The organism is Sphingomonas flavalba (assembly GCF_004796535.1).
In the GTDB taxonomy this organism is placed as follows: domain Bacteria; phylum Pseudomonadota; class Alphaproteobacteria; order Sphingomonadales; family Sphingomonadaceae; genus Sphingomonas_L; species Sphingomonas_L flavalba.
Genome location: NZ_SPHY01000003.1, coordinates 229,438 through 244,177, shown reverse-complemented (window position 1 = coordinate 244,177; position 14,740 = coordinate 229,438). Strand labels below are relative to the sequence as shown.

General features: G+C 68.6%; 17 protein-coding genes. 4 read left to right on the top strand and 13 right to left on the bottom strand.

Going from position 1 to position 14,740, the window contains the following annotated elements:
* The first annotated feature begins 20 nt into the window (after positions 1-20).
* Positions 21-1,592 carry a hypothetical protein gene (locus E4A53_RS04925; RefSeq protein WP_136161974.1) on the top strand — a complete coding sequence of 524 codons (1,572 nt, stop codon included), beginning with the start codon at positions 21-23 and terminating at the stop codon, positions 1,590-1,592.
* A complete protein-coding gene (locus tag E4A53_RS04920) occupies positions 1,589-2,620 on the top strand; it encodes a glycosyltransferase family 2 protein (protein ID WP_136161973.1) in 1,032 nt (343 codons plus the stop codon). The genes E4A53_RS04925 and E4A53_RS04920 overlap by 4 nt, the downstream gene beginning before the upstream one ends.
* On the opposite strand, the gene E4A53_RS04915 is transcribed toward E4A53_RS04920, so the two are convergent.
* Both E4A53_RS04915 and E4A53_RS04910 read right to left on the bottom strand, forming a co-directional pair.
* The gene (locus E4A53_RS04915; RefSeq protein WP_136161972.1) at positions 2,551-3,279 is read right to left on the bottom strand and encodes a class I SAM-dependent methyltransferase; all 729 of its coding nucleotides are present in this window, start codon (positions 3,277-3,279) and stop codon (positions 2,551-2,553) included. The two genes, E4A53_RS04920 and E4A53_RS04915, sit on opposite strands and share 70 nt — an antisense overlap.
* Positions 3,279-3,656, bottom strand: a complete 378-nt coding sequence (locus tag E4A53_RS04910; RefSeq protein ID WP_239018137.1) for a GtrA family protein — start codon at positions 3,654-3,656, stop codon at positions 3,279-3,281. Before E4A53_RS04910 ends, E4A53_RS04915 begins: the two co-directional genes overlap by 1 nt.
* Before the next feature lie 127 nt (positions 3,657-3,783).
* Here E4A53_RS04910 and E4A53_RS04905 point away from each other — a divergent pair, with 127 nt between their 5' ends.
* Positions 3,784-5,556, top strand: coding sequence for an AcrB/AcrD/AcrF family protein (locus tag E4A53_RS04905; protein ID WP_136161970.1), 1,773 nt, complete (start codon positions 3,784-3,786; stop codon positions 5,554-5,556).
* 28 nt (positions 5,557-5,584) lie between these two features.
* Here E4A53_RS04905 and E4A53_RS04900 read toward each other — a convergent pair whose 3' ends face one another.
* The 11 genes from E4A53_RS04900 to gluQRS form a co-directional block, all read right to left on the bottom strand.
* Entirely contained in the window at positions 5,585-6,205 is a 621-nt protein-coding gene (locus E4A53_RS04900; RefSeq protein WP_136161969.1) for a MarC family protein, read from the bottom strand.
* Positions 6,202-7,077, bottom strand: coding sequence for a bifunctional methylenetetrahydrofolate dehydrogenase/methenyltetrahydrofolate cyclohydrolase FolD (gene folD, locus E4A53_RS04895; RefSeq protein WP_136161968.1), 876 nt, complete (start codon positions 7,075-7,077; stop codon positions 6,202-6,204). The genes E4A53_RS04900 and folD overlap by 4 nt, the downstream gene beginning before the upstream one ends.
* The gene (locus E4A53_RS04890) at positions 7,074-7,373 is read right to left on the bottom strand and encodes a YggT family protein (RefSeq protein WP_136161967.1); all 300 of its coding nucleotides are present in this window, start codon (positions 7,371-7,373) and stop codon (positions 7,074-7,076) included. The genes folD and E4A53_RS04890 overlap by 4 nt, the downstream gene beginning before the upstream one ends.
* Positions 7,374-7,492: 119 nt before the next feature.
* The gene (argB, locus tag E4A53_RS04885) at positions 7,493-8,392 is read right to left on the bottom strand and encodes an acetylglutamate kinase (RefSeq protein WP_136161966.1); all 900 of its coding nucleotides are present in this window, start codon (positions 8,390-8,392) and stop codon (positions 7,493-7,495) included.
* Positions 8,393-8,438: 46 nt separating this feature from the next.
* Positions 8,439-9,083, bottom strand: a complete 645-nt coding sequence (locus E4A53_RS04880) for a queuosine precursor transporter (RefSeq protein WP_136162073.1) — start codon at positions 9,081-9,083, stop codon at positions 8,439-8,441.
* 58 nt (positions 9,084-9,141) lie between these two features.
* Complete coding sequence (locus E4A53_RS04875) at positions 9,142-10,011, bottom strand: 3-hydroxyacyl-CoA dehydrogenase NAD-binding domain-containing protein (RefSeq protein WP_136161965.1); 870 nt, start codon at positions 10,009-10,011, stop codon at positions 9,142-9,144.
* 83 nt (positions 10,012-10,094) lie between these two features.
* Positions 10,095-11,060 carry an L-histidine N(alpha)-methyltransferase gene (gene egtD, locus E4A53_RS04870; protein WP_239018135.1) on the bottom strand — a complete coding sequence of 322 codons (966 nt, stop codon included), beginning with the start codon at positions 11,058-11,060 and terminating at the stop codon, positions 10,095-10,097.
* Positions 11,057-12,304, bottom strand: a complete 1,248-nt coding sequence (gene egtB, locus E4A53_RS04865; protein WP_136162071.1) for an ergothioneine biosynthesis protein EgtB — start codon at positions 12,302-12,304, stop codon at positions 11,057-11,059. The genes egtD and egtB overlap by 4 nt, the downstream gene beginning before the upstream one ends.
* A gap of 90 nt (positions 12,305-12,394) precedes the next feature.
* Positions 12,395-12,964 carry a cob(I)yrinic acid a,c-diamide adenosyltransferase gene (locus tag E4A53_RS04860; RefSeq protein ID WP_136161964.1) on the bottom strand — a complete coding sequence of 190 codons (570 nt, stop codon included), beginning with the start codon at positions 12,962-12,964 and terminating at the stop codon, positions 12,395-12,397.
* A gap of 9 nt (positions 12,965-12,973) precedes the next feature.
* Positions 12,974-13,201, bottom strand: a complete 228-nt coding sequence (locus tag E4A53_RS04855) for a twin transmembrane helix small protein (protein ID WP_136161963.1) — start codon at positions 13,199-13,201, stop codon at positions 12,974-12,976.
* A gap of 9 nt (positions 13,202-13,210) precedes the next feature.
* A complete protein-coding gene (gene gluQRS, locus E4A53_RS04850) occupies positions 13,211-14,113 on the bottom strand; it encodes a tRNA glutamyl-Q(34) synthetase GluQRS (RefSeq protein WP_136161962.1) in 903 nt (300 codons plus the stop codon).
* Positions 14,114-14,166: 53 nt separating this feature from the next.
* On the opposite strand from gluQRS, the gene E4A53_RS04845 reads away from it, so the two are divergent.
* Positions 14,167-14,733, top strand: a complete 567-nt coding sequence (locus tag E4A53_RS04845; RefSeq protein WP_136161961.1) for an HNH endonuclease — start codon at positions 14,167-14,169, stop codon at positions 14,731-14,733.
* The last annotated feature ends 7 nt before the right edge of the window (positions 14,734-14,740 follow it).

Genomic DNA, 14,740 nt, shown 5'->3' with positions numbered 1-14,740 from the left:
ACAGGGAATAGGCGTTAAGCGTGAACCAGCGCGTGCCTCCGTCCGGACAGGAAGCCCCATGGTGGCAGGGCCGGGCGTTCCTGGCGCTGCTGGTGGGGCTGAGTATCGTCCCGCTGCTCTATCCGCCGATCCCGCCGCTGGTCGACTTGCCGGGCCATATGGGGCGCTACCAGGTACAATTGATGGGCGATGCATCGCCCAGCCTGTCGGCCTTCTACAGTTTCGACTGGCAGTTGATCGGCAATCTCGGCGTCGACCTGCTGGTCGAACTGATCGCCCCGGTCTTCGGGCTGGAGTTGGCGGTGAAGCTGATCGTCATCGTCATTCCGGCGCTGACCGTGCTCGGCATGATCTGGATCGCGCGCGAGGTCCATGGCCGGGTGCCGCCGACGGTGCTGTTCGCGCTGCCGCTGGCCTATGGTCATCCGTTCCATTTCGGCTTCGTCAATTTTGCGCTGTCGATGGCGCTGGCGCTGAATGCCTTCGCGCTTTGGCTGCGGCTGGCGCGGCTCGGCCGGTTCCGGCTGCGCGCGGTACTGTTCGTGCCGCTGTCGATGTTGCTGTGGGTTACCCATACCTATGGCTGGGGAACGTTGGGTGTCATGGCGTTTTCGGCCGAGGTGGTGCGCATTCACGACTCGGGGCGCGCCTGGCACCGGTCGCTGGTGCCGGCCGGCATCCAGTGCCTGCCGCTGGCGCCGCCGGTGCTGTTGATGGCGTTGTGGCGTGGCGGCCAGCATGTCGGCGGCCAGACCGGCGACTGGTTCAACTGGGATGCCAAGGCGCTGTGGATCGAGATGACGCTGCGTGACCGCTGGCGCTGGTTCGACATCGCGACGCTCGGCGTGATGCTGCTGGTCATCGCCGCCGCGCCGTTCAGCCGGCGGCTTGGCTTCTCGCGCAATCTGGCGGCGAGCGCGCTGGTCCTGCTCGCGGTGTTCCTGCTGCTGCCACGCGTGGTGTTCGGCAGCGCTTACGCCGATATGCGGCTGACCCCGTTCATGATCGCGGTCATGCTGGTCGCGATCCGGCCGGGTGATGCCGCCGGCCGTCGCTTCCTCGGCGGGCTGGCCGCCGCCGGGCTTGCTTTCTTCCTGGTCCGGACCGCCGCGACGACGACCAGCCTGGCGCTGGCCAGCGACCGTTACGATCGTGCCCTCGACGCGCTCGACCATGTGCCGCACGGTGCCCGGCTGGTGACTTTCGTCGGCCATGGTTGCGGCCTGCCGTGGTTCAGCCCCCGCACCGAGCATCTGGGCGCGATGGCGATCGTCCGGCGCGAGGCCTTTTCCAACGACCAGTGGGCGATGGCCGGTGCCCAATTGCTGGGCGTGCGCGATATCGGCGCGCCCGGGTTCGACCGTGACCCGTCCGAACTGGTCACCGCGCGGGATTGCCCGGGGGAAGAGTGGCACACGATCGACCATGCGCTGACCCGCTTTCCGCGCACAGCCTTCGACTATGTCTGGCTGATCGGCCCGCCGCATATCCGGCCCGAATGGGTGCGCGGACTGCTGCTGATCTGGACCAACGGACGCGATCGGCTCTATCGCGCGGCGCATAGCCTCCCCCTCCAGGACCAGCGTTCATGACCGCCCCGCGCCCAGCGCTTTCCATCGTCGTTCCCTGTTACAATGAGGCGCCCTGCCTGGCCGCGCTGCACCGCCGCCTGTCTGCCGCGGCGACCGCCGCCGTCGGGCCGTCGCACGAGATCGTGCTGATCAACGACGGATCGCGCGACGGTAGCTGGGCGGTGATGCAGCGGCTGTGCGCCGCCGACCCCCACCTTGCCGCGATCGACCTGTCGCGCAACCACGGCCACCAGTTGGCACTGACCGCCGGGCTGGACCTGTGTCGGGGCGAGCGCATCCTGATCATCGACGCCGACCTGCAGGACCCGCCCGAACTGCTGGGCGAGATGATGGCGGTGATGGACGGCGAGGCCGCCGACGTCGTCTATGCCGTGCGCCGCAAGCGTGCCGGCGAGACGCTGTTCAAGAAGGCGACGGCGGCGCTGTTCTATCGCGCGCTCAGCCGGCTGACCGACACCGACATACCGGTCGACACCGGCGATTTCCGGCTGATGAGCCGGCGGGCGCTCGACGCGTTGCTCAGCTTGCCGGAACAGGCGCGCTTCATTCGCGGCATGGTAGCCTGGATCGGCTTTCGTCAGGTGCCCTTTCCCTATGACCGGGCGGAGCGGCTCGCCGGCGAATCGCATTACCCGCTGTCGAAAATGATCCGCTTCGCCCTCGACGCGGTCACCGGCTTTTCAACCGCGCCGCTGCGGCTGGCGAGCCATGTCGCGCTATGGCTGCTCGCCGCGTCCTTCCTGCTGCTGATCTATATCGCCATCGGCTTCTTCAGCGGCAGCGCGGTGCAGGGCTGGACTTCGCTGATGCTGATCGTCGTCGTGCTCGGCGCGGTGCAGATGTTCGTGCTGGGCATGATCGGCGAATATCTCGGCCGTCTCTATATCGAGGCGAAGCGCCGGCCGCTCTATATCGTCTCCGACGTCGCCGGGCCGCTCGGCGGCCAGGCGCGGCTGGGTCACGTGCCGGCGGAGATGATCGCGGCGAGCGACACGCCCGGGGGCAGCGGGAAGCGCCCGATCGCGTAACGTTCCAGCGCGAAGACGCGCTCGAACAGGCGGTTGATCGGGGCCGGCGGCAGCGTGTCGTCGCTGTCCTGCTTGCCGCGCAGCCGCCCGGCGATCCGCGCGCCAGCCGCCAGCGGGAACAGCAGGCTGTTGAACCAGCCAAGCATGTCCAGTCGCAGGCCGGCGTCGGCGATCGCCCCGGTCAGTGTGGCGCGGGTGTAGCGGCGGTGATGATGGTTGACGACGTCGTGCGCGCTCCACATCCACGGGTGGGCGGGGACGGTGATCAGCATTCGCCCGCCCGGCGCCAGCCGGTCAGCCATCGCGCGGAGCGCGGCGCGGTCGTCGGCGACATGTTCGACGACATCGAGCGCTGCGATCAACGCATAGCCGCCGGGTACGCCGGCCAGATCGGGCAGTGGGCTGCTGCCGACCGGACGGCCGAGCCGTTCACTGGCGACGCCGCGCGCCACCGGGTCGATCTCGATCGCGTCGACCGCGCCGAAACGGCCGAGCATCGCCAGATTGTGGCCGGTGCCGCAGCCGATCTCCAGCACGCGCGCGTCGGCGGGGAGGACGATCTGCCGGGCGATCAGCGCCGCCAGCACCTCGCGGCGGGCGCGATACCACCAGTGGCGCGTGTCGAGCGCTGCCATCCGATCGTAGACGATGCGTTCCATCAGTTGAAAACCCAGCGGCGGTTGAGCGCGAAGGTGGCGAGCGGGGTCACGAACAGCATCGGGATCACCGGCCACCAGTCCGGCCCGCCCAGCCCCTTTGTCAGCACCCAGGTGAACGCGCTGTTGAGCAGATAGCTGACCAGCGATACCGCGAAGAAGCGGCCGGTCGTCCGCGCCGGGTTGTCGCGCCGGCCGTGGCCGCGAAAGCTCCATCGGCTGTGCACGACATAGCCGACCGCGACGCAGAGGACATAGGCGAGGAACACCGCCAGCATCGGGTCCATCACGGTGAAGGCGACAAAGGCGCCATAGGCGGCGGTGCCGAGCGCGGTGACCGCGCCGCCGGTGATGGCGTAGCGGACGAGTTGGCCGAGCATCGCCTGTCGTTCGGCTGCCGCCGGGGACGGAGTATGGATCGTTTCGCGCTTCATTGCCGGCGCGCGATGCTCTAGTGCGCGGCCAAACACAAGGAAACAGGCATTGGCCGGCGTCGATCGGGCACGCATGACGATTTGGGGTGAGCGGCTGACCCGCGACTGGCTGCGGGTAGTCGTGGCGCTGTGGCTGGCGGCTTGCGTCTGGTTCCTGTGGCAGCGCTGGGGCGTGATCCACTGGTTCGCGCTGCCCGACACCGACGACAATATCCGCATGACCCAAGTGCGCGACTGGTTGCATGGCCAGGGCTGGTACGACCTGCGCCAGTACCGGCTGGACCCGCCGCGCGGGTTCGACATCCACTGGTCGCGGCTGGTCGACCTGCCGATCGCCGGAATCGTCTTGCTGGTCCGCCCGGTCTTCGGCGGAATTGTCGCGGAAAAGACGGCGGCGGCACTGGCGCCGATGCTGCCGATGCTGGTCGCGATGGTCGCGATGGCGCTGACGGCGCGGCGGCTGGTCGCGCCGGGCGCCTATGCGCTGGGCGCGGCGCTGGTGCTGGGCTGCGTCAACGTCGTCGCGATGTTCATGCCGTTGCGCATCGACCATCACGGCTGGCAACTGGCGATGCTGGCGGTCGGCATCGCCGGGCTGGCCGACGAGCGGGGCGCACGCGGCGGCATCACCGTCGCGCTGGCGACGGTGCTGTCGCTGGTCATCGGGCTGGAGCTGATGCCGTTCCTGGCGCTGCTCGGCGGCGCGATCGTCCTGCGCTGGGTATGGGACGAGGCGGAGGCGCCGCGCCTCAGCGCCTATGCGCTGGCGCTGACCGGGGCGACCGCGATCGGCTACGTCTTGTTCACGTCGGAAGCGAACCGTGCGCCACGCTGCGATGCGCTGACGCCGGTGTGGCTATCAGCGATCCTGGTCGCCGGCGCGCTGCTGTTCGCGCTCAGCCATCTGCGCGGCGCCGGGCGCGGCGGGCGGTTGGCCGCCGCTGTTGGCGCCGGGGGGCTGCTGGCGGCGGCATTTGCGCTGGTCTGGCCGGATTGTCTCGGCCGGCCCGAGCATGTCTCGCCCGAGCTCGACCGGTTATGGCTGTCCAACGTCAAGGAAGCGCGGCCGATCACGATGCAGAAGCCGGGTGTCATCCTGCAGATGGCGTTCATGCCGACGATCGGCCTGGTCGGCACGCTGTTAGCATTGTGGCGTGCTCGCCGCGATCCGCAGCGCCTGCCTGGCTGGCTGGCGGTGTTCGCGCTCGCCGCCCTGTCCTGCGCGATGCTGTTCTGGCAGACGCGGATCGCCACCGCCGCGCAGTTGATCGGCACGGTCGGCGTCACCGCCCTCGGCTGGGGCCTGCTGCGCTGGATCGCGGCGCTCGGTGCACCGGTCGCGGCACGGGTGGCGGGCGGCGCGGCGGCGCTTGGCCTGCTGTCCGGCCTCGGCGCCTATTATGCGGCGAAGCTGATCCCCGCGGACCCGCCCACCGCGCGCAGCAAGGCCATCACCCAGGCGACCCGCCGTTGCCCGACCCTGCCGGCGCTGGCGCCGATCGCGCGGCTGCCGGCGACGACGGTCATGACCTTCGTCGACCTCGGACCACGGCTGATCGCGGTTACCCACCACAGCGCGATCGCTGGCCCCTACCACCGTAACGGCGCCGCCATCCTCGACATCCACCATGCCTTTGACGGCCCGCCGGAGCAGGCGCGGGCGATAGCGCGTCGCCACGGCGCGACGTTGTTGCTCACCTGCCCCAACATGGCGGAATCGACGATCTACCGCGCGCGCAGCCCGCACGGCTTCTACGCCCAACTCGCCAGCGGCAAGCGCTTCCCCTGGCTGGAGCCTGTGCCACTGCCGGGGCACTCCCCCTATCGGCTGTGGCGCATTCGCTAAGGGTGCGCGCCGATGCCGCGCCTGCGCTTCAGGCGAAGCTTCCGGTCAGGCCGTCGATCACGAATTGCGCCGCCAGCGCAGCCAGCAGTACGCCGAGCAGACGGGTGATGACCGCCTCTATCCGCGCGCCCAGCAGGCGCATCAGCGGCCCGGCGGCAAGCAGCGCCGCCAGCGTCAGCGCCAGGATCACTGCCAGCGCGGCGAGAATGACCAGGGTGCGCTCTATCCCGTGCCCCTTCGACATTAGCAGCATGACGCTGGCGATCGAGCCGGGGCCGGCGATCATCGGCATCGCCATCGGGAAGATCGAGACGTCCTCCACCTCCGGCGTATCGATGATCTTCTGGGCGCGGTCCTCGCGGCGCTGGGTGCGTTTTTCGAACACCATCTCCAGTGCGATCAGGAACAGCATGATGCCGCCGGCGATGCGGAAGCTGTCGAGGCTGATGCCGAGCGCGCGGAGGATGTCCTGACCGAACAGCGCGAACACCAACAGAATCGCGGCAGCGACGGCGACGGCGCGGATCGCCATGGCGCGGGCATGGGTACGCGGCGCATCGGCGGTCAGCCCGGCATAGATCGGTGCGCAGCCCGGCGGATCGATCACCACAAAAAAAGTGACCAGCGCCGAGACGAACAGTTCGATCACCAGAGCCGGTCCGGGCACGGAATGCCGGCGCGGCGGTGTGCGGCGAGCAGGGTGTTGCGCAGCAGCACCGCGATCGTCATCGGCCCGACACCGCCCGGCACCGGTGTGATCGCGCCGGCGACCGGCAAGGTGGATTCGAAGGCGACGTCGCCGACCAGCTTGCCGTCGACCCGGTTGATGCCAACGTCGATGACCGTCGCGCCCGGCTTCAGCCAGTCGCCCTTGACCATTTCGGGCCGGCCGACCGCGGCAACGACGATATCGGCGCGGTGCACGACGGCGGGCAGGTCGCGGGTGCGGCTGTGTGCTATAGTGACGGTGCAGCTTTCGCGCAGCAGCAGTTGGGCCATCGGCTTGCCGACGATATTCGACCGGCCGATCACCACCGCGTCCAGTCCGGACAGGCTGCCAATCCGGTCCTTCAGCAGCATCAGGCAGCCGAGCGGGGTGCACGGCACGAAACCGTCCAGCCCGCTGGCCAGCCGCCCGGCATTGACCGGGTGGAAGCCGTCGACATCTTTGTCCGGGTCGATCGCGGCGATCACCGCGTCGGCGTCGATCTGGGCGGGGAGCGGCAGTTGGACGAGGATGCCGTCGACCGCCGGATCGGCGTTCAACTCGGCGACCAGCGCCAGCAGTTCGGCCTGGCCGGTATCGGCCGGCAGCCGCCGCTCGAAGCTTTCCATGCCGGCGGCAACCGTCGCCTTGTGTTTCGACCGCACATAGACTTGGCTTGCGGGATCGTCACCGACCAGCACCACCGCCAACCCCGGCGCCCGCCCGGCGGCGGCCGAAAAGGCGGCAACGCCCGCCGCCACCCGTTCGCGCAGTCCGGCGGCGAACGCCTTGCCGTCGATGACCGTCGCGCTCATCCGATCAGCAGCGGCGTGAAAATGTTGGGCAGGATGACGCTGCGCAGGATGTAGATGACGAGCAGAACGACCAGCGGCGACAGGTCGAGCGCGCCAAGATCGGGCATGATCTTGCGGATCGGCCGGTAGAGCGGCTCGGTCAGCCGGTCGAGGGCGATCAGCACTGAACGGATCACCTCATTATAGGTGTTGATGACGTTGAACGCGACCAGCCAGGACAGGATAGCCTGGATGATGATGATCCACTGTGCGGCCGACAGCAGGATCTGAAGAATTTGGTAGAGGGAGAGAAGCATCGATACTCCGTGGGCTGCGCGGTGCGCCCCCCGAATAGCGCAATGGCGCCGCCGGTGGAACGGGGATGTCGGGGATGGCTGTGGAGCGGCGGGCGACGACCCCGCATTGTCGCAAGGACCTACGCCCGGATCAGCGTGCCGGCGCCCTGGCGGGTGAAGATTTCCAGCAGCATCGCGTGCGGCACCCGCCCGTCGAGCACGACCGCAGCGTCGACGCCGGCGTTGACCGCCGCGACGCAGGTTTCCAGCTTCGGGATCATCCCGCCGGAAATCGTGCCGTCGGCGCGCAGCCGGGCGACGTCGCTGGGCGCGAGGTCGGTCAGCAGCCGGCCGCCCTTGTCGAGCACCCCGGCGACGTCGGTCAACAGGAAGAAGCGCGCCGCGCCCATCGCCGCCGCGATTGCCCCGGCCATCGTGTCGGCGTTGATGTTGTAGGTGTGGCCGTCGGCGCCGATCGCGATCGGCGCGACCACCGGGATGATGCCGGCGGCGGACAGCGTGTCGAGGATGCGCCGGTCGACCTGCGCCGGTTCGCCGACGAAGCCGAGGTCGACATGGCGCTCGATACCTTGCAGCTTGTCGGCCTGTCGGCCCTGCACCTTTTCGGCGACGACCAGCCCGGCATCCTTGCCGGCAATGCCGACGGCGCGGCCCCCGGCGGCGCCGATCCAGCCGACGATTTCCTTGTTGATCGACCCGGACAGCACCATCTCGGCGATCTGGGCGGTTTCGGCGTCGGTCACGCGCAGTCCGTCGACGAAGCGCGATTCGACGCCCAGCCGCTTCAGCATGGCGCCGATCTGCGGCCCGCCGCCATGAACGACGACCGGGTTGATGCCGACTGCTTTCAGCAGCACGACATCCTCGGCGAAATCGCGGGCCAGTTCCGGATCGCCCATCGCGTGGCCGCCGTATTTCACGACGAAGGTCTTGCCGGCGTAGCGCTGCATGTAGGGCAGCGCCTCGGTCAGCGTCTCGGCCTTGGCGAGCAGGGCGGCGTCGGGGGTATGGTCGGTCATCCGCGCGCCCATAGAGGAATGCGCGCGCCGCCCCAAGCCCTTCGCGTCATTGTGCCCGGTCCAGCCGCCGGCCGAGGGCGACGAAGCCATAGATCAGCGGCGGCACCAGCACGATCGACAGCACCACCTTCGCCAGCATCTGTCCGGCTATCAGCGGGCCGATCGCCCGTTCGCCGAGGAACGAGATCGAGATGAACAGCAGCGTGTCGACCACCTGCGACGCGGCGCTCGCCGCCATAGCGCGCAGCCACAGCAACCGGCCGCTTCCGCCGGCCAGTTTTGAAAAGATCAGCACATTGAGCGTTTGCGATGTGCCATAGGCGATCAGCCCGGCGATCATCATCCGCGCGCTCTGGCCGAGGACGATCGGGAAGGCGTCGATCGCCGGCGGGTACATGCCCTGATCGACCGGCAGCGCCAGCACCAGCCGGATCAGCAGCGCCGAGGCGACGAGCGGCACGAAGCCCAGCCGCACCAGCCGGTTGGCGGCGGCGCGGCCGTGCAGTTCCGCCACCGCGCTCGATACGACGACGAGGAGCAGGAAGGCGAAGATCCCCGCCTCCACCGCCAATGGGCCGAGCGCGACCTGCTTCACCCCCAGCACGCCGGCGATGCAGACCATGCCGCCGTAAAAGATGGAGAAGGCGAAAAGTGATTGCGGCAGGGAGCGCCCGCCGCCTGGATCAGTCATCATCGCGGCTGCGTATCAAGCACCGTCATTCGCCGCCAGCGGGAAAAGGCGCGGTGACTCAGCGGGTCGGCACTGGCGTGTCGCCGGAATAGTCGTAGAAGCCGCGCTTGGTCTTGCGCCCGTACCAGCCGGCTTCGACATATTTAACCAGCAACGGCGCTGGCCGGTATTTCGGGTCGCCGGTGCTGTCGTGCAGCACCCGGCAGATTTCCAGGCAGGTGTCGAGGCCGATGAAGTCGGCCAAGGTAAGCGGCCCCATCGGGTGGTTGAGGCCAAGCTGGCAGGCCGCGTCGATGTCGGCGATAGTCGCCACACCCTCGCCGAGCGCGAAGCAGGCTTCGTTCAGCATCGGCAGCAGGATGCGGTTGACGATGAAGCCGGGGGCGTCGTTGGCGTGGACCACACGCTTGCCGAGTGCCTTGGCATAAGTCTCGACTAGCTTCACAGTCTCCGTCGCGGTGGCGAGACCGCTGATGACTTCGATCAACCCCATCAGCGGCACAGGGTTGAAGAAGTGGACGCCGATGAACCGCTTCGGATCGGGCGACGCCTGGGCCAGCCGGGTGATCGGGATCGACGAGGTGTTGGAGGCGAGCACCGCCTGGTGGCCGCGGACGTTGCCCAGCTTGGCGAAGATCGCGCGCTTGATGTCCTCGCGCTCGGTCGCCGCCTCGATGATCAGCCCGGCGGCAGCCATCGGTTCGAACGCGCCGACCGGCTCGATCCGGCCGAGGGCGACATCGCGCGCCTCGGCGGCCAGCTTCTCCTTCTCGACCAGCCGGCCGAGTTGCCGGGCGATGCCGTCCTTCGCCGCCGTTGCCCGTTCGATCGCCACGTCGGCCAGAAAGACGCGATATCCTGCCTGCGCCGACACCTGCGCGATGCCCGCGCCCATCTGTCCCGCACCGATGACGCCGATCGCCTGCATGTTCGTCTCCCCAACTGGTCGCGGGCGTCCTAGCGTGCGTTGTTCTTTTGTGAAAGCGGCGCCGGGGCCACGCCGAGCCGCTTTTAGGGCGCGGTGCCGGGCGGCAGCGCCTCCGCCAGCATCAGCGTGAAATTGTCGCCTGGGTCGGTCCATTCGCGGATCGGCGTCCACGCCCCGGCGCTGAGCAGCAGCCGGGCGTCGCGCAGGCCGTATTTGTGGCTGTTCTCGGTATGGATGGTCTCGCCCGCTGCCATTCGGAACGGCATACCGTCGACGGTGAAGGCGACCGCGTGCATCGCCTCCAGATGCATCTCGATCCGCGCCAACGCGTCATTCCAGCGTGCGACATGGCGGAACGCGTCAACCGGGATCGTGCCGGACAATTCCCGGTTGATGCGGTGGAGCAGGTTCAGGTTGAACGCCGCCGTCACCCCCTCCGGCTCGTCATAGGCGGCGAGCAGCGTCGCCACCGGCTTGATCCGGTCGACGCCGATCAGCAGCATCGCTCCAACCCCCAGCGTCTCGACCATCGCGCGCAGCAGGTTGACGGCGGTGCGCGGCACCATATTGCCGATTGTCGAGCCGGGAAAGAAGCCGAGCCGCGGCAGCCCGGCGATCGCGCCAGGCGCCGCGACCGGGTCGGTGAAATCCGCCTCGACCGGCAGGATCGGCAGATGCGGGAAATCCGACGCCAGCGCCGCCGCCGACTGGCGCAGGAACTCGCCGGAAATGTCAATCGGCACGTAGGCGGCCGGACGGATCGCGGCGAGCAGATGCGGCGTCTTGAGCGACGAGCCGGAACCGAACTCGACGACAGCCCGGCCCGGCCCGATGATCCGGCCGATGTCTTCGGCATGGGCCTTCAGCAACGCCGTTTCGACCCGCGTCGGGTAATAGCCGGGCAGGGTGGTGATCTGTTCGAACAGGCGCGACCCTTCCAGATCATAGAACCAGCGCGCCGGGATTGCGCGCTGGCGCATCGCCAGCCCGGCGAGCACGTCGGCGCGAAACGCCGGATCGGCCCGGCTGGCGAGGGCGGCGGTGCTCACAGGTCCTTCGCCAGCCGGACGCCGGTGAACTGCCAGCGTTGATGCGGATAGAAGAAGTTGCGATAGCTGGCGCGCACGTGGCCGCGCGGTGTGGCGCAACTGCCGCCGCGCAGAACCGCCTGGCCCGACATGAACTTGCCGTTATATTCGCCAACAGCCCCGGCCGCCGGGCGGAAACCGGGATAGGGGCGGTAGGCGCTGCCGGTCCATTCCCAGACGTCGCCGAACATCTGGTGCAGCCCGTCGCCGGTGCCGCAAGCGCGGGGGGCGACGGGGCCGGCGCGGTCGAGCTGGTTGCCGGATACAGGGTCCAGCCGCTCGGCGGCGCTTTCCCATTCCGTCTCGGTCGGCAGGCGGGCGCCGGCCCAGCGGGCGAAGGCGTCGGCTTCGTAGAAACTGACATGGGCAACAGGCACCGCCGGATCGACCGGACCGATGCCGTCGAGCCCGAAGCGCAGCCAGCCGCCATCTCCGTCGCGCTGCCAGTAGAGGGGCGCGGCGACTGCGTTCGCCTGCACCCACGCCCAGCCGTCCGACAGCCACAGGCGGGCATCGCCATAGCCGCCGTCGGCAATGAAATCCTGCCATTCGCCATTGGTCAGCAGCCGGTCGGCCAAGGCATGGGGGATAAGCAGCGCCTGATGGCGCGGTGTTTCGCAGTCGAAGGCGAAACCCTGCCCGGTGTGGCCGATCTCGACCACCCCGGAGCGCCCGGAGATCCAGCGTAGCGGCGGCGGTGCCGGAGCGGGGCGGGGCGGGGCGGACGGCCACAACGCCGGCCGCAGCGGATTTTGCGCGAACAGGTGCAATATGTCGGTCAGCAGCAGCTCCTGATGCTGCTGTTCATGCTGGATGCCGAGCGCAACCAGCGCCAGGGCCGCGTCCGGCAGGCCGGTCAGCGCCGCGGTCAACGCCCCGTCGACATGGGCGCGATAGGCCAGGATGTCGGCCAAAGTAGGCCGGGTCAGCAGCCCGCGCGCATGGCGCGGCTGGCGCTGACCCTCCGCCTCGTAATAGCTGTTGAACAGATAGGCATATGCCGGGTCGAACGGGCGGTAGCCGCGGCGATGGTCGCGCAGCACGAAGGTTTCGAAGAACCAGCTGGTATGGGCTAGATGCCATTTCGCTGGCGACGCGTCCGGCATCGACTGGACGGTGGCGTCGGCATCGCTGAGCGGCGCGGCAAGCGCGGCGGTCAGCGCGCGGGTAGTACGGAACTGGTCGGCCAGCGCCGCCGCCGACAGAACTGGTCCGTTAGACGCCGTTGCCGGCCTCCCTTTTCGTGTCGTTCCCGTCGCCACGCTTGATCATACGCGTGGACGGGGCGATTCGTTTCAGCGCGATGCGCCGGGCACCCACAATATATCGCCGTCGGATGCTTTGTTCAGCAACCGCGCGGTGACGAACAAATGGTCGGACAGGCGGTTGAGATAGGCGAGCGCGGCCGGATTCAGCGCGATGGTCCGCGCCGCGTTGACCGCGGTACGTTCCGCCCGGCGCGCGGCGGCGCGGGCCAGGTGCAGCGCCGCCGCTGCCGGATTGCCACCGGGCAGGATGAAGCTGCGCAACGGCTCCAGCCCTTCGTTCAGCCGGTCGATCTCCGCTTCCAGCCGAGCGACTTGCGCCGGAACGATGCGCAGCGCCATGTCGGACGACGTGAAGTCATCGCCCGGCGTGGCAAGGTCGGCACCGAGGTCGAACAGGTCGTTCTGGATACGGCGGAGGATGGTCGCGATCTCGCCATCGTCCAGCGCGGCCAGCGCCACGCCGATCGCGCTATTGGTCTCGTCGACATCGCCCATCGCCGCCAGGCGCGGATCATCCTTGGCGACGCGCGACCCGTCGACGAGACCGGTGGTGCCGTTGTCGCCGGTGCGGGTATAGATCTTGTTCAGGCGGACCATCGCCGCCCCTCAGCGGCTGAGCAGCAGGAACAGTGCTACCAGCAGAATGGCGAGCGCCTGGAAGAAGATCCGGGCCATCATCATCTTGTTCTGGCGCTGCGACGAGGTACTGGGGCCGCTGCCGTTGCTTTTCAGCTCTGCCTCGGTCGTCCGCAGGAAGATGATGATGCCGCGCACCAGCGCGCCGAGCGTCGCGAGCGCGGCGAGGACGATCAGGATCACCAGGAAAGTGCTCATCGGTTTGATCTAGGCGCTCGGCAAGACGAATCCAAGCGCTTCCCGCATCGCGCGCAATTCCGCAACCAGCGCCGCCGGGTCGGCGCCGGCGGCGCGCAGATCGGCCAGCGCGCGGGCGCCGTCGCGCTTGGCCAGCCGCCGCCCCGCCGCGTCTACCAGCAGCGGATGGTGGAAATAGGCTGGCGTCGGCAGGCCGAGAAGCGCCTGCAGCAAGCGATGGATGTCGGTCGTAGCGAACAGGTCGGTGCCGCGCACGATGCTGTTTACCCCCTGCGCCGCGTCGTCGACGCTGACCGCCAGATGGTAGCTGACCGGCGCGTCCTTGCGCGCGATCACCACGTCGCCATGGGCCGCCGGGTCGGCGGCGACCCATCCGGCGCCATGATCGTGCCAGCTGAGCGGCCCCGTGCGCGCCACCGCCGCCGCCATGTCCAGCCGCCAGGCGTGCGGCGTCCCCGCCATCCGCTGCGTCCGTTCCGCCGCCGGCAGGTGGCGGCAGGTGCCGGGGTACACCGGCCCGGCTGGCCCTTGGGGCGCCGCCGCGCTCGCCGCGATCTCGGCGCGGGTGCAGAAGCAGGGATAGGCGAGGCCCAGCGCCTTCAGCCGGTCGAGCGCCGTCGCGTAGACCGCCAGCCGCTGCGATTGGCGTACCACCGGCCCGTCCCAGCTGAGGCCGAGCCAGCCGAGATCGGCGACGATGCCGTCGACATGGGCCTGCCGTGCCCGCGTCGGATCGATGTCCTCGATCCGCAGCAGGAACTGCCCGCCGCCGGCCCGTGCCAGATCGTGCGCCGCGAGCGCGGAGAAGGCGTGGCCCAGATGCAGGCGCCCGGTGGGACTCGGCGCGAATCGGGAGATTCTCGTCGTGAAATTCGGCTCGGCACTTGACGGAGTCGCGCGCGATGCTGTCATAAACGGGTCACGTTCCTCGACGATGGAGCGAGGCAAGGGGGGACGGGCACCTTATGTACCATCCAGACCTGTTGCGTCATCCGGACAGTTGTCCAACTCTGGTTTTGAACGCGGATTATACGCCGCTCAGCTATTATCCGCTCAGCCTGTGGCCGTGGCAGACCGCTATCAAGGCGGTGTTCCTGGACCGCGTTGACATCGTTTCCAGCTACGAGCGCACGGTGCGCAGCCCGTCCTCGGCAATGCGAATCCCGTCGGTGATCGCGCTCAAGCAGTTCGTCAGGCCGTCGGAATACCCGGCCTTCACTCGCTTCAACCTGTTCCTGCGCGATAAGTTCGCCTGCCAATATTGCGGCGCACACCGCGATCTGACCTTCGACCATGTCGTGCCTCGCGCGCAGGGCGGGCGGACGACGTGGGAGAATGTTGCCACCGCCTGCGCGCCGTGCAACCTGCGCAAGGGCGGCCGCACCCCGCGCGAGGCGGCGATGAAGCTGCGCATGTCGCCGATCCGGCCGACAAGCTGGCAATTGCAGGAAAACGGCCGGGCCTTTCCGCCCAACCACCTGCACGAGAGCTGGCACGACTGGTTGTACTGGGACGTCGAACTTTTGGCGTGATGCAGCG

Coding starts and splice junctions, on each gene's coding strand:
- E4A53_RS04920 (WP_136161973.1), top strand. CDS start 1,589: ATGACCGCCCCGCGCCCAGCGCTTTCCATCGTCGTTCCCTGTTACAAT.
- E4A53_RS04915 (WP_136161972.1), bottom strand. CDS start 3,279: ATGGAACGCATCGTCTACGATCGGATGGCAGCGCTCGACACGCGCCAC.
- E4A53_RS04910 (WP_239018137.1), bottom strand. CDS start 3,656: ATGCTCGGCCAACTCGTCCGCTACGCCATCACCGGCGGCGCGGTCACC.
- E4A53_RS04905 (WP_136161970.1), top strand. CDS start 3,784: ATGACGATTTGGGGTGAGCGGCTGACCCGCGACTGGCTGCGGGTAGTC.
- folD (WP_136161968.1), bottom strand. CDS start 7,077: ATGAGCGCGACGGTCATCGACGGCAAGGCGTTCGCCGCCGGACTGCGC.
- E4A53_RS04890 (WP_136161967.1), bottom strand. CDS start 7,373: ATGCTTCTCTCCCTCTACCAAATTCTTCAGATCCTGCTGTCGGCCGCA.
- argB (WP_136161966.1), bottom strand. CDS start 8,392: ATGACCGACCATACCCCCGACGCCGCCCTGCTCGCCAAGGCCGAGACG.
- E4A53_RS04880 (WP_136162073.1), bottom strand. CDS start 9,083: ATGACTGATCCAGGCGGCGGGCGCTCCCTGCCGCAATCACTTTTCGCC.
- E4A53_RS04875 (WP_136161965.1), bottom strand. CDS start 10,011: ATGCAGGCGATCGGCGTCATCGGTGCGGGACAGATGGGCGCGGGCATC.
- E4A53_RS04860 (WP_136161964.1), bottom strand. CDS start 12,964: ATGGTCCGCCTGAACAAGATCTATACCCGCACCGGCGACAACGGCACC.
- E4A53_RS04855 (WP_136161963.1), bottom strand. CDS start 13,201: ATGAGCACTTTCCTGGTGATCCTGATCGTCCTCGCCGCGCTCGCGACG.
- gluQRS (WP_136161962.1), bottom strand. CDS start 14,113: ATGACAGCATCGCGCGCGACTCCGTCAAGTGCCGAGCCGAATTTCACG.
- E4A53_RS04845 (WP_136161961.1), top strand. CDS start 14,167: ATGTACCATCCAGACCTGTTGCGTCATCCGGACAGTTGTCCAACTCTG.